At 36.8% G+C, this 14,626-nt stretch carries 11 protein-coding genes; all 11 read left to right on the top strand.

Annotation, left to right across the window (positions count from 1 at the left end; genetic code table 11):
• Nucleotides 1-10 precede the first annotated feature (10 nt).
• The 11 genes from ACFIMI_RS02050 (at nt 11) to ACFIMI_RS02000 (ending at nt 14,214) form a co-directional block, all read left to right on the top strand.
• Entirely contained in the window at nt 11-676 is a 666-nt protein-coding gene (locus ACFIMI_RS02050) for a response regulator transcription factor (RefSeq protein WP_375638063.1), read from the top strand.
• Nucleotides 676-2,094, top strand: a complete 1,419-nt coding sequence (locus ACFIMI_RS02045; protein ID WP_375611158.1) for an ATP-binding protein — start codon at nt 676-678, stop codon at nt 2,092-2,094. Before ACFIMI_RS02050 ends, ACFIMI_RS02045 begins: the two co-directional genes overlap by 1 nt.
• Before the next feature lie 234 nt (nt 2,095-2,328).
• The gene (locus ACFIMI_RS02040; protein ID WP_375638064.1) at nt 2,329-3,099 is read left to right on the top strand and encodes a tetratricopeptide repeat protein; all 771 of its coding nucleotides are present in this window, start codon (nt 2,329-2,331) and stop codon (nt 3,097-3,099) included.
• A gap of 77 nt (nt 3,100-3,176) precedes the next feature.
• Nucleotides 3,177-3,656, top strand: a complete 480-nt coding sequence (ccmE, locus tag ACFIMI_RS02035) for a cytochrome c maturation protein CcmE (protein WP_375611160.1) — start codon at nt 3,177-3,179, stop codon at nt 3,654-3,656.
• A gap of 7 nt (nt 3,657-3,663) precedes the next feature.
• The gene (locus tag ACFIMI_RS02030) at nt 3,664-5,643 is read left to right on the top strand and encodes a heme lyase CcmF/NrfE family subunit (protein WP_375638065.1); all 1,980 of its coding nucleotides are present in this window, start codon (nt 3,664-3,666) and stop codon (nt 5,641-5,643) included.
• A 1-nt stretch (nt 5,644) separates the two neighbouring features.
• Nucleotides 5,645-6,055 carry a cytochrome c-type biogenesis protein CcmH gene (locus ACFIMI_RS02025; RefSeq protein WP_375628209.1) on the top strand — a complete coding sequence of 137 codons (411 nt, stop codon included), beginning with the start codon at nt 5,645-5,647 and terminating at the stop codon, nt 6,053-6,055.
• A 218-nt stretch (nt 6,056-6,273) separates the two neighbouring features.
• Nucleotides 6,274-7,785, top strand: coding sequence for a Do family serine endopeptidase (locus ACFIMI_RS02020; protein WP_375611163.1), 1,512 nt, complete (start codon nt 6,274-6,276; stop codon nt 7,783-7,785).
• Nucleotides 7,786-7,857: 72 nt separating this feature from the next.
• A complete protein-coding gene (locus ACFIMI_RS02015) occupies nt 7,858-8,544 on the top strand; it encodes a response regulator transcription factor (protein WP_273791552.1) in 687 nt (228 codons plus the stop codon).
• Nucleotides 8,541-9,923 carry an ATP-binding protein gene (locus tag ACFIMI_RS02010; RefSeq protein ID WP_375610111.1) on the top strand — a complete coding sequence of 461 codons (1,383 nt, stop codon included), beginning with the start codon at nt 8,541-8,543 and terminating at the stop codon, nt 9,921-9,923. Before ACFIMI_RS02015 ends, ACFIMI_RS02010 begins: the two co-directional genes overlap by 4 nt.
• Before the next feature lie 90 nt (nt 9,924-10,013).
• Nucleotides 10,014-12,938: a bifunctional [glutamine synthetase] adenylyltransferase/[glutamine synthetase]-adenylyl-L-tyrosine phosphorylase gene (locus ACFIMI_RS02005; RefSeq protein WP_375692201.1), complete on the top strand. Its 2,925-nt coding sequence runs from the start codon at nt 10,014-10,016 to the stop codon at nt 12,936-12,938.
• Nucleotides 12,939-13,389: 451 nt separating this feature from the next.
• Complete coding sequence (locus tag ACFIMI_RS02000; RefSeq protein WP_375612993.1) at nt 13,390-14,214, top strand: outer membrane protein; 825 nt, start codon at nt 13,390-13,392, stop codon at nt 14,212-14,214.
• The last annotated feature ends 412 nt before the right edge of the window (nt 14,215-14,626 follow it).

Genomic DNA, 14,626 nt, shown 5'->3' with positions numbered 1-14,626 from the left:
TGGTGTTGTGATGCGTATCTTAATCGTTGAAGATGATCGGAATCTTCACCATCAATTAGCAGAAGCTGTAAGACGTGCAGGATATGTTTCCGATAGTGCTTTCGATGGTGAAGAGGCTTATTTTTTAGGGAGCACAGAGTCTTACGACGCGGTGATACTTGATATAGGTTTACCGCAGATTGATGGTATTAGTGTTGTTGAAAAGTGGCGTCAAGAAGGGCTCTCCATGCCTGTTTTAATGCTAACGGCGCGAGACCGTTGGTCTGATAAGGTGCGCGGTATTGATGCTGGAGCTGACGATTATGTTGTGAAGCCATTTCATTTGGAGGAGGTGATGGCGCGCTTGCGAGCATTAATTCGTCGCACTACGGGACATGCGACAAGTGCATTATGTTGCGGAAATGTTTTGTTGGATACAAAGACGTCTCGTGTTTTTGTGGATGGTCAATTGATTAAACTAACATCTTATGAATTCAGACTGCTTTCGTATCTCATGCATCATTGTGACAGGGTCATTTCAAGAACAGAGCTTACTGAACATCTTTATGATCAGGATTTTGATAAGGATTCGAATACGGTGGAAGTCTTTGTAGGTCGGTTACGGAAAAAGCTTGGAATGAATTTGATTGAAACTATTCGAGGAATGGGATATCGCGTGAGAACGCGAGGTGATTAATGAATGTTTTTGAAGAGAATAATTGGTATAGGAGGTTCTTTTTTGTAATTACTCGATCTCTCAGTTTACGTGTTATGATCTTATCAACATTATGGGTTGTTATTTCTCTTTTATCGATTTCTGCAGTAAGTATTTTATTTTATAAGCGTTCGACTGAACAAAGCCTAGAGCGTATCCTTTCTGCTCAACTCTACAGTCTTATTGCAACAGTGACGGTGTCATCGGAAGGTACTTTGATAGGAGGGGCTGGGATTGATGATATTCGTTATTCTGATCCAACAACAGGATGGTATTGGGAAGTTGTTGCGATATCCCATAATTTAAAAGGAAGATTGACATCTCCCTCATTGGGAACAGGCGAGATATTTACACCAAGTGATGTTGATATACCTTTTGACAATAAATTCTTTCGCTCTTATCGGATAACGGGGAACAATGGTCAAAAGCTACAAGTGATTGAGAGTGATGTTGTTCTTGATAATAAAAATCATATTGCACGTTTTCGGCTTGTTGGGAATATCGATGAAGCTCATGCCCAGGTAAAGGAATTTAAGCGAACTTTGCAAATTTTTCTTTGGAGTTTCGGTATCGGGAGTGTTCTTATTAATATTGCTATTATTTTCTTTAGTTTTCAACCGTTGAAGCTTATTCGACGTGCATTGAATGATATTCGCGAAGGAAGAGTTCATTATGTGAATACGGATTTAGTAAGCGAAGTGATGCCGCTTGTACAAGAGATGAATGCTCTCATTAATAATAATCAGCGTATTATCGAGCGATTTCGCACACAGGTTGGTAATCTCGCGCATTCATTGAAGACGCCTCTATCCGTGATTATGAATGAGACAGATAAGATGCGCGGAGAAAAGGCTAGTTTGTTGAGAGAGCAAACGCAAATAATGCAAGCTCAAATCAATCATTATCTTCAGCGTGCGCGGATTGCAGCACAATGCGATAGTGTTGTCTATCATACGTCTGTTCGCAGTGTGCTTGAACGCTTGGTGCGGGTTATGAAAAAGCTTAATCCTGAAAAACAAATTCAATTTATTATGGATGTTGATGATATTGTTTTTTCTGGAGAGAAGGAAGATTTAGAAGAAATTATAGGGAATTTGATTGAAAATGCTACTCAGTGGTCTCGCGCAAAGGTTTTGATCTCTTGTTGTTTAGAAGAAAATGCTGAAGAAACAGAATATTTTAGCATCTTTGTAGAAGATGATGGTCCTGGTTTAACAGAAGACAAAATTGATGAAGCATTAAAAAGGGGGCGGCGGTTTAATGAAAGTAAACTAGGGTCAGGCTTAGGGTTAGCAATTGTTTCAGATATGGTCAGTGAATATGGTGGGAATCTCTTTTTATCCCGTTCTGATTTGGGTGGGTTGTATGCAAAAGTTTTATTACCTAAGATGGGAGAATAACATATTTTCTCCTTAAGCAAGAAATGTCTATAAAGTTTGTAAAGCAGTATTTTCAGATAATACATCAAAGAGTAGGGAAACATTGTTTTTAGTTTCTTTGTTTAATTGATATATATAATAGATTTTATAATATTCTCCATGAAAAAATGAATTTTTATTAATTCACATCACTTTTCTCATGAAGAGGATAAAATGTAAGCGAGTTATTCTCTGTTCGTATTGGAAAAAAACGATATGCTCTTATTGATTTTTGCAGCATTTTTTCTGATTTTTCTGGCAAGTGTTCTTTTTCTTTCACTACGTTTTGATGATGAGATAAAAAAAGAATGGAAAGTTCAAACCGTGGATGGTTATAGAAGCCATAAGCGTATGATTGAGTTTAACAAGCTTTATATGCATTATAAAAAAAGAAATATTCTTAAGGCTTTAAGTATCTTGTTTGTTCTCCTTATGACATGGAATATTTATGGGCTGACAGGCAATCCAGAAGTGAAAAGTTATTTTTTTAGCGAATTAATGGATAAGGATCCTCAAACTCTTAGTAAGCAAGAAAAGCTTATTCGTTTACAAGTGCTTTTTTTCCGTGCACCTAATGATGGCAAGCTAGCAGATGCGTTAGCGGTAGGGTATCTCGAAGAAAGCCTTTTTCAAGAAGCAGTGAATACTTATTTAGATGCACTTCGTTTGAATGGAGAAACAGCTCCAAGGCTTGTAGGATACGGTTTAGCATTGGTTGGTTATGAAGGGGGAGTGATAACGCAAGAAGCGCAAAATGCTTTTCAAAAAGCAGCAGATTTAGCGCCAACAGATTTTTATCCACGTTTATTGCTAGCCGATGCATTGCATCAAGCAGGAAAAACTGCACAGGCAGTGCAATTTTTACAAAGCTTTCTTGATACAATGCCTGAAAATTTTTCAGGACAATCACGTGTTAAAAAAATGATGATTCAGTTACGTGATTTATCGAGTAAGCATACAAAGAAAAGAAATCTTGCACCTATGTAGAAGATGTGCAAAGCTCTTAAAAAATAAAATATTGATACTTAATTATAACGTATTTAAAATTTTTTCGCAGAGTGTCTATGAACAGTCAATCTTTAAAGAATTCTGCCTCATGGAAGGTTATTTTAGAGCAGCGAAAAAAAAAGCGCTTACTGATCATATTATTATGTTGTTTGGTTATGACAATTGCAGCAAGTCTCATAGTGTATGCAATGCGTCATGCGGTCAGTTTTTTTAGAATGCCCTCTGAAATTACAAGAGAAGATATTTTAACGGAGCGCCCTTTGCGTTTGGGTGGCTTTGTTGAAAAGGGAACTGTTCAATATGTTGGAGAGAGAGGCGTTGTTTTTTTTGTAACGGATAACAAAAAACATGAAAAAGTAGTTTTCAATGGTGCCTTACCGGATCTTTTTCGTGAAGGTCAGGGGGTGATCGTAGAAGGGCATTTCGATAAACAGGGCTTTTTTATAGGGATGCGTATTTTAGCAAAACATGATGAAACTTATATGCCTAAAGAAACAGCTGATCGTTTGAAAAAACATTACATTATGGAGAAATAATTCGATTGTGCTTGTCGAACTGGGTCATATTTTTTTAGCTGCAGCATTTTCAGTAAGCTTATTAGGGGCATTTTTACCTGCTTTAGGTTTTTGGTGGAGAGAGCGTTTGTTAATGCAAACAGTTGTTCCTCTAACATATATCACTTTTACATTACTGCTTTTATCTTTTTTAGTGATAATTTATGCTTATGTCGTATCTGATTTTTCTGTTTTGAACGTTGTTGAGAATTCTCATTCAGAAAAACCGATGCTCTATAAAATTACAGGTGTTTGGGGCAACCACGAAGGCTCTATGTTGTTATGGGTTTTAAGTCTTGCTTTTTTTAGCGCATTGATGGCTTTTTTTAGCCAACATTTGCCAGAAGATTTTAAGACGCTTGTTTTAATTTGCCAAAGTTGGATTACAACTGCTTTTCTTTTATTTATTCTTTTTGTATCCAATCCATTTTTACGCGTAAATCCACCAGCATTGCAGGGAAATGGTCTCAATCCTCTTTTACAAGATATCGCATTAGCAATTCATCCACCGCTACTTTATTTAGGTTATGTCGGTTTTTCACTTTGTTTTTCTTTTGCCGTTGCGGCATTGATTATGGGACAGGTTGATAGAATTTGGGCGCGTGGGATTCGTCCGTGGCTTTTACTTGCTTGGTGTTTTTTGACATTGGGTATTATGGTTGGCTCTTATTGGGCTTATTATGAGCTAGGATGGGGGGGGTATTGGTTTTGGGATCCTGTTGAAAATGTTTCGTTTATGCCGTGGCTTTCAGGAACGGCTCTTTTACATTCTGCTCTTGTTCTCGAAAAACGAGAAATATTGAAAAGTTGGACTCTGTTTTTAGCGCTGCTTACTTTTTCCCTTTCTCTGATGGGAACTTTTCTTGTGCGTTCTGGGCTTTTAGTTTCTGTTCATAGTTTTGCTGTTGATCCAGCACGCGGGCAAGCAATTCTTGCTCTTTTATTTTTTTTTACGGGAGCTGCTTTTCTTCTTTTTGCTTTGCGTACCCCTATTTTAAAAACAGAAAGATTTTTTCAACCAATTTCACGTGAAGGGTTTATTGTTTTAAATAACTTGTTACTGACAACAATAACAGCAACAGTATTGATTGGTACGCTTTATCCTTATTTTATTGAGATATTAACAGGGCAAAAAATTTCTGTAGGGGCTGCTTTTTTTAATCTTACCTGTGGACCGCTAATGGTTTTGCTGTTGTTGTTTGTTCCATTTGGGACAATGATGGCATGGAAACGCGGTGATTTTCTTGCAGTTTTTGAACGCTTGTGGTTTGTTTTTGTATTGGTTGGTATCGTCTGTTTTATAATATTCTATGCGACATCTGTGCGTGATATTTTTGCAGTTTTAGGGATTGGGCTTTCAGCGTTTGTTTTTTTAGGCAGTTTAGCGGATCTATGGGGAAAGAGTGGATATGGCAAGAGAGCTTTTTCAGTACGCGTTAAGAGATTTCTTGGATTGCCATGGTCTACTTTTGGTGCAGCAATAGCACATATGGGATTAGGCGTTACATTATTTGGTATTGTTTGCGTAGCAAGTTTTGGGCAAGAACGTATTTTAATCATGAACGAAGGGGATAGGGTGACGATAGCGGATAAAACGCTTCATTTTGATGCAGTGTATGATGGTGTTGGTTCGAATTATTCGACAATGGAGTTTTATTTTAAAATATATGAAAATAAAAACATTGTAGGTCATGTAACAGCCTCAAAGCGATTTTATTCAAGCCAAAATACATCAATAACAGAAGTTGGTCTTAAAAATCATGGCTTATCACAGCTATATATTGTACCGGGACATATTGATAATCGGGGTCTCGTTGTGCACGTATGGTGGAAGCCTTATGTAATATGTATTTGGTTAGGGGCATTCATGATGGCTATGGGGGGATGTCTTTCTCTTTTGGGGTATTGGTTTCGCATTGGCATGTACAATAGGGTAGTGCTTGCTTTAAATTTTTGGAAAAGACATTGAGATGAAAAAAATTCTTTGGATTGTATTTTTTTTAATTGCAACGTTTCCTTTTCGATTAGCAATAGCAGTAGAGCCGGATGAGATTTTAAAGAATAAGATTCTTGAAGCGCGAGCACGCCATATTTCATCGCATTTACGTTGTCCTGTTTGTCAAAATCAATCAATTGATGATTCAGATTCTGCTTTAGCACGTGATTTACGGCTTTTAATTCGGGAAAGGCTAAAAATGGGCTATAGTAATCAGCAAGTCACTGACTTTCTTGTTGAGCGATATGGTGAATTTATTCTCTTGAAACCACCATTGAATAAGATAACTTGGTTTTTATGGTTCTCGCCTTTGATCATTATTATCATTGGCGTAAGTATCATATTTTTCCACTTCAAACGAAATAATCATGAGTTATGTGAATGAAAAAGAACAGTCAAAAATGTCATTGCATTAAAAAAAATGTTACATAAAAGAAAAAAATCAGATCATCTGCAATGAGCAGACAATCTTATTGTAATTATATTAGGGAATACTGAAACCTTACAAAACTTTAATAATTTAGACAGAAAACGGTAAGGTCTGGTATTTTATAAGTGATCGGAATTGAAATAAAGGTATGATTGAATAGGAGCATAGAATAAATGGTTAAAAAGGCTTTCTTTAAAACATTTGTCGCAGTGAGTTTTTCTGCGATATTGGAAAGTGCACTGTTTTTTAGTGGATGTACATCAAGCTTGTGGATGACAAAGGCTCATGCAAGTTCTGTATTTACTTCGTTAATGCAACAACAGGGATTTGCCGATATTGTTGCTCAAGTGAAACCAGCCGTTGTAGCAGTACAAGTAAAGAGCAATAAAAAGAAAGAAGATAGGTTCTTTAGCAACTTTTTTAGTGGTCCAGGACTTGATCAATTACCAGATCAGCATCCTTTAAAAAGATTTTTTAAAGAGTTTTATGATTTTGATAAACCTAAAAATAAATTTCCGCACCAATCGCAGAGACTCCGTCCTGTTGCTTTTGGATCGGGTTTTTTTATTTCGTCTGATGGTTACATTGTGACCAATGATCATGTGATTTCTGACGGAACAAGTTATACTGTTGTTCTTGATGATGGTACAGAATTGAACGCAAAGCTCATTGGGAAAGACCCCAAAACCGACCTTGCCGTATTAAAAGTGAATGATAAAAGAAAATTTTCTTATGTTGATTTTGGTGATGATTCAAAGCTTCGTGTTGGGGATTGGGTTGTTGCCATTGGGAATCCATTTGGTCTTGGTGGAACTGTGACAGCAGGTATTGTTTCTGCACGTGGACGTGATATTGGCACTGGTGTGTACGATGATTTTATTCAGATTGATGCTGCTGTTAATAGAGGAAACTCTGGTGGTCCAACGTTTGATCTTAATGGAAAGGTTGTTGGGGTTAATACAGCAATTTTTTCTCCTTCTGGAGGAAATGTTGGGATTGCTTTTGCTATTCCAGCAGCGACTGTAAAACAGGTTGTACAACAACTTATTGAAAAAGGTTCAGTTCAACGTGGTTGGTTAGGTGTTCAGATTCAGCCGGTAACAAAGGAGATTTCCGATTCAATAGGATTGAAAGAAGCCAAAGGTGCTTTGGTTACTGATCCGTTAAAAGGACCGGCAGAAAAGGCTGGTATTAAAGCGGGTGATGTAATTATTTCAGTGAATAATGAAAAAGTTGCTGATGCGCGTGAGCTGGCGAAACGTATTGCAAATATTAAACCAGGAGAAATGGTAACCATAGGGATTTGGAGATCAGGTAAGGAGGAGAGTATAAAGGTTAAACTCGCTTCAATGTCTGAAGATGAAAGTAAGAAAGAGACTTCAAAATATTCAAATGGACAGAGTGATTTAGATGAAACATTGGAAGATTATGGTTTGATTGTTATGCCTTCTGATGATGGTGTAGGGGTTGTCGTAACGGATGTCGATACCGATTCAGATGCTGCAGATAAAGGGATACGCCCTGGTGATATCATTGTGACAGTAAATAATAAACCAGTTAAACGAGTCTCTGATATTATTAACACAATCAAAAATGCTCAGCAGTTAGGACGAAAGGCTATACTCTTACAAGTGCGAACAAATGATCAAAATCGTTTTGTTGCTCTTCCAATTTTCAAAAAATAAAGCTTTAGTTGTAGGACAAATATTTATTAAACATTTGTCCTACAACATAATAAAATAATGGAGATACGTTTTATGAAGATACTCGTTATTGAAGATGATCATGAGACGGGGCATTATCTCGAAAAAGCATTTTTGGAAGTAGGGCATTCTGTTGATGTTGCTTATGATGGAGATACGGGATACGCTTTAGCAACCACGGAAAATTATGACGTTATGGTTGTTGACCGAATGCTTTTGCATCGTGATGGTCTTTCTATTATTGCTGAATTGCGCGCTAAAGGCAATGAAACACCGGTTCTTATTCTGTCTGCTTTAGGGCAAGTTAATGATCGTGTAACGGGGCTGCGTGCAGGGGGAGATGATTATTTGACAAAGCCTTATGCTTTTTCTGAACTTCTTGCGCGTGTTGAAGTTTTACAACGGCGGAAAAATCCTAAAGAAGCAGAAACTGTTTACTGTGTAGGTAATCTTGAGCTTGATCGGTTAGCACATACGGTAAAACGAGGTGATAGAAACATTCTATTGCAACCACGAGAGTTTCGTTTACTTGAATATTTGATGCGTTATGCGGGGCAGGTTGTTACACGCACTATGCTTTTGGAAAACGTTTGGAATTACCATTTTGATCCACAAACGAATGTCATTGATGTCCATATCTCTCGTTTGAGAGCCAAAATTGAAAAAGATTTTGATGTTCCCCTTCTCCATACAGTGCGTGGAGCTGGATATATGCTGAAAGTACCAGATAACAAAGCATGAATCGTTTGATTAATATAATGCGCACGACGGCGCTAAGGCTTTCAGCACTTTACATTTTATTGTTTGGATTGGTGGCAACAGGACTTTCTATTTATATGACGGCATTTTCTGCTTCATTGTTAACAGAGCAAACTGAACAGGCTTTACATGAAGAATTAAAGTATATTGAAAATGCTTATAATTATGGAGGATTATCCTTATTAATGCGCACTATTGATTATCGTTCAAGACAACCAGGAGCATTTCTTTATCTTGTTACAGATTCTATGGGGCGTATTTTAGCAGGAAATGTAGCACGTATTGAATTAGGTCTTTTGAATCAGAGTGGTTTTATTTCTACCTCTTTTTTGTATTCCCGTTTTGGAGAACATGGCAAAACAAGTGAACATCGCGCTTTGGCGGTTATTGTTGATTTACCTAATGCTATGAAGATTCTTATAGGACGTGATTTGGATGAGCCAGAACGTTTTGCTGTTGTTATTCGCAAAGCTGTGATCATTGCACTTGCTGCAATGGTTGGAGGCGCTTTACTCATATGGTTTTTTGTTGGCAGGAGAGCTTTACAAAGGATTGATCATGTAACGGCTGCATCACAGCGCTTGATGGATGGTGATTTCAGTGGGCGTTTACCTGTTTCTGGAGTAGGGGATGAGTTTGATCGATTGTCAACCAATCTTAATGTTATGTTAGACCGCATTGAAGAGTTAAATATTGGTTTACGTCAAGTATCAGATAATATTGCTCATGATCTGAAAACGCCGTTAACGCGTCTTAGAAATCGCGCTGAAGAAGCGCTTTCAGGAAATAAGACAAAGCTTGAATATCGTCAGGTCCTTGATAGGGTTATTGCAGAATCAGATCAACTTATTTGTACGTTCAATGCGATTTTAATGATTTCACGTATTGAGGCCAGCAGTGCAATTGAACATCTTGAAATGATGAATATGAAACTGATTATTGAGGATGCTGTTGAGCTTTACGAACCTTTTGCTGAAGAGTCAGGTGTTTTACTTCAGTTGGGAGATATATTTGATAAAGAGCTAAAATTGAATCGTGAGCTTGTTGCACAATCAATTTTTAATCTTATAGATAATGCAATTAAATATGCGCCTAAAGGTGGAAGGCAAGCGAAGGTTTGCTTATCAATGGAATATCGTGATGAACATTTATTAGTTGTTGTGAGCGATAATGGACCAGGAATAGCAGAGGATAAACGTGAAAAAGTGACAGAACGATTTGTTCGTCTTGAAGAAAGCCGCACACAACCTGGGTTTGGGATTGGTTTAAGTATAGCAAAAGCGGTTATGAAGCTTCACGGGGGTGAATTGTTACTTGAAAATGCAAATCCAGGGCTTAGGGCTGTTTTGTTATTTCCTTAAAGATATTTTTCTTCACTTTCATACGTAACAACTATTTTAAAAGTATAAAGCAATAGAAAGGAAAGCAAAATGCTTTTCAAGGGAGCAGAGATGAAACAAGCTTTTTTAAAAACACAGCTTCTCCCTTTATGTCCTCTCGATAAAAGTGGTTCCCAATGGTTAAAAGACATGGAAGAACAAGCAAGGAAAGAAGGTTTAGAATCGCTTGTTTCCATCATTTCAGAGAGTGGAACGCAGATTGATTTTATCAGTTCGGTTATGACCTTATCTCCTTTTTTGCGTGAGGTTTTAATTGCCAACCCATCATATCTTAGTGCTTTATTAAATGTTGATATAGAAACAAGGCTGAGCGAAATTATAGATGATATTACAGCTATTGATAAAGATGAAGCTATAAATGAAACTTCATTGATGGCTGCTTTAAGGCGCAAAAAACGAGAAGCGCATGTTCTTATTGCTTTAGCTGATTTGGGTGGTGTTTTTACTTACGAAGTTTCATGTGCTTGGTTGACACGTTTGGGCGAAGCAGCATTAAGTGTAGCACTACGTTTTCTATTAAGAGAAGCGCATGATCATGGTAAGATCAATTTATTAAGCCGTGAGAATCCAGAAAAAGACTGTGGTTTAATTATTTTAGGGATGGGAAAGTTAGGAGCAGGGGAACTTAATTATTCTTCTGATATTGATCTTATTGTTTTCATTGATGAAACATCATCTCATATTGGTAATCTTTCTGAAAGTGTTAACGTATTTTCTAAAATGGTACGCCGATTAATCCGTATCATTCAAGAACGCACTGCGGAAGGATATGTTTTTCGTCTTGATTTTCGTCTTCGTCCAGATCCAGGTTCAACCCCTTTGGCCTTACCAGTAAGGACTGCATTGCGTTATTACGAAGGGCGTGGGCAAAATTGGGAACGAGCAGCCATGATTAAAGCACGTCCAGTTGCTGGTGATAAGAGGGCAGGTTTTAACTTTCTCAAAGAGCTTTTTCCCTATGTGTGGCGGAAATATTTAGATTATGCTGCTATTGCTGATATTCATTCGATCAAACGTCAAATTCATGCGCATAAAAATTACGGTCAAATTGCAGCTTATGGGCATAATATAAAGTTAGGTCGTGGTGGTATTCGTGAGATTGAGTTTTTTGTTCAGACACAGCAGCTCATTGCTGGTGGACGTTTTCCTCAATTACGTGGACGTCAGACAGTTGCAATGTTAGCAGAACTTCACACGCTTGGTTGGATCAGTGAGAAAACGAGAAATAGCCTTATAAAAAGTTATGCATTTCTTCGAAATGTGGAACATCGTATTCAAATGCTTTTCGATGAACAAACACATCTTCTTCCAAATGATACAGCTCAATTCACGAGTGTTGCCTATTTAATGGGTTATCAAGACAGGAGCAGTTTTATCCGTGATTTATTAAAAACACTTCAGGTTGTTGAAAAACATTATGCTGCACTGTTTGAGAATGAGCAAGAACTTGGTTTAGAAATTGGTAATTTAGTTTTTACCGGTGAAGAAGATGATCCGGAGACATTAATAACGTTAAGCCGTTTAGGCTTCGAAAGAGCAAGTGATATTTGTCGTATTATGCGCACGCTCCATTTTGGTCGTTATAAAGCAACGCAATCAGCCGAAGCACGCGAGAGATTAACGGAATTAACACCAGCTCTTTTGAAAGCTTTTGGTGGGACAAAACGAGCTGATGAGGCGATGTTACGTTTTGATGGTTTTTTACAGGGCTTACCTTCAGGAATTCAGCTTTTTAGTCTTTTGCAGTCTAATCCTTCTCTTTTGGATATGCTTGTCCTTATTATGGGGGCTGCTCCACGTCTTGCAGAAATTATTGCACGCAGGTCCCATGTTTTTGATGGAATGTTAGATCCGAATATTCTTTCAGAATTACCGACCAAAACGTACTTAGAAAAACGGCTTGAATATTTTCTTGAAAATGTTCTTTCTTATGAGGAAATTCTTGATCATTTAAGGATTTTTGCAGATGAACAACGTTTTTTGATTGGTATTCGAATTTTAAACGGTACAATTACAGGAGAAAGAGCGGGTTTTGCTTTTACTGCGCTTGCTGATCTTATGATTACAAAAACATTTGCTACCGTTCAAGAGGAATTTTCTCGTCTTCATGGTCGTATTAAAGGAGGGCGTGTTGGCATATTGGGTATGGGGAAGCTTGGAAGTCGCGAATTAACAGCAGATTCCGATGTTGACCTCGTTTTGCTTTATGAACACGATGATGATGCAGAAATATCTGATGGAGAAAAGCCTCTTTATATCTCTCAATATTATACGCGTTTAGCACAGCGCCTCGTTTCTGCTTTATCCACTCTTACAAGCCAAGGTATTCTTTATGTCGTTGATTTAAGGTTACGGCCATTAGGCAATAAAGGACCTATTGCTGTTTCTTTTCCATTTTTTAAAAAGTATTATCGCCAAGAAGCATGGATATGGGAATATCTTGCTTTAACAAGGGCTCGAGGCATTGCAGGAGACCCTGATTTTTTACAAAAGCTAGAAAATGAAGTGTGTGCAATTATTGCTATTTCTCGTGATAAGAAGGAAGTTGCAAAAGAAGTATGTGAAATGCGTGCCTTGATTGCAAAAGAAAAGCCGCCAAAAAATCAATGGGATTTAAAAACGATGTCTGGTGGCATTATGGATTTGGAGTTTATTGCTCAATTTTCTCTTATTACGCATGTCATTGAGTTTCAAATTGGAGCGACGACAGCGGATATTTTAGATCACTTACCAAACAGTTTTCTTAATCAGTCATGTATTGCTGATTTACATTATGCCTATCGTCTTTATACAAATTTGAGTCAAATTATACGGCTTTGCTTAAATGATTCTCTTGATCCCAATGACATGCCACCTGGATTAAGTGACCTTTTGTTGAATAGTGTTGGGGAACCTGATTTGCTTCGTGTTGAAAAATTAATTGCAGAAACTGGGCAATTGGTCTGTTCAGTTTTTACAAAAATCATGAAATATTAAAATAATTCTATAAGAATAAATAAAAATTATTAATTCCATTTTTATATATTAATTTTTGTCTTTCATTTCATAGACGCTTGAGAGGGTTAGAGTGAAGTTCTCTACTGTTTTTTCAAGTGTGATGAAAAAATTCTCCATTCTAGGTATCATTCTTTATACAAAAAGCGGTGAGTGATTAATTTAGTGAATCATATTTTTTATGAGCGTTATCTCATTTTTTCAAAAAATTGACATTATAATTATTTATATAATTCCAAGTAATAATGATCAATATGAAGCTATAAAAGCTACTATAGATTAATAGCTTCTGGAAATTATAAATAATATTTAAGCTTTATTTAAAACTAATTTTAATTTTTTAACTGTGTCATTTTTGCTATAGATTTTTTCAAAAAATTGTGAAACGATTTATCATTATTTATGTATCACATTAGCTTTTAGGGGAGCAATTATGATTACAAAGTATTTAGCCTCAACATCTATATTTTCTTTAATTTCAATTTCTGTAGTACAGGCGTCGGATATCGTTATTCCTGAACAACCTGTTCCTGTTATTCCAGCACCTGCTTTGTCTTGGACAGGATTTTATCTTGGAGGACAGATTGGTAACTTTTCAGGTAAAACAACTGCAAGTTATTTAAAACATGAGACAGGGATATGGAATCCAATTGGAAAGGAGAATTTACCTAAACTTTCTGGTTTTATCGGGGGAGTTTATGCAGGTTCCAATATTGATATCGATAATAGTTTTATTATAGGTATTGATACAGATATTATGTGGTTTGGTAAAAAGGATTCTAAAGATGTCAATCTACCGAAAAAAAGTCCAACTGAAGAAACACCAAAACTTGTAGAAAAAACAAGTCTAACAAGAGATTTGCATGAGGAGGATTCGACAACACCTATTAAAGCTGTACGTCATACTTTAAAACAAAAATGGGCTGGTGCTACACGGGTGAGAGTTGGTTTTGCGATTGAGCGTATGATGCCTTATATTTCTGGAGGGATTGCTTATACGCAGCTTCAGAATATTTTTGCGGCAGTAGCTGATAGCAAAAATGGAGAAGTTGATTTTTCTGATTGGTTGCATGATGAAAAAAAGACCATGATTGGTTATACCCTTGGAGGTGGTATTGATTTTGCAATGACTGATAATATTATTGTACGTGCAGAATATCGTTATTCAGATTTTGGCAAAAAGAAGTTCATACAGGATAAATTTGAAATGGGCTACAAGACAAATGATTTTCGTGTGGGTGTAGCTTATAAATTTTAATTTTTTGCAGAATTAAACACTTCAAAAGTCTCATTTTCGAATGAGGCTTTTATTTTTCAGATATGTTCTAGTAAATATCCTTTACTCAAAAGAGCTACTATTTTATTCGAACAATACTTTGATTTGTAAACATAAATTACTTTTTGTCATGTTGAGTGAGAGACCCAAGTGTCATAAGATTTTCTCATTTTAATTGAACCGATCAAAACCATGTCTTTTGCACGTCAAAAAGAGGGGGCGTCGTGAGATAAAAACATTAAAGAAAGAATAAAAATGCTTCTTATGAACCATTTTAAGTGCTAAAGGCTGTCGCTACATTAGGGGGTGGCAAAGTGTGAGATTTTGATACTAGCTTGCTTTTCCATAAACGTGAAGATGGTGTTGCTAAATGGACTTAACATTACATCATTCA

It is taken from the genome of Bartonella sp. AP4SXKL, assembly GCF_042195845.1.
Taxonomy (GTDB): domain Bacteria; phylum Pseudomonadota; class Alphaproteobacteria; order Rhizobiales; family Rhizobiaceae; genus Bartonella.
The sequence above is the reverse complement of the archived record's forward strand: the minus strand, read 5'-3'. Positions and strand labels throughout refer to the sequence as shown.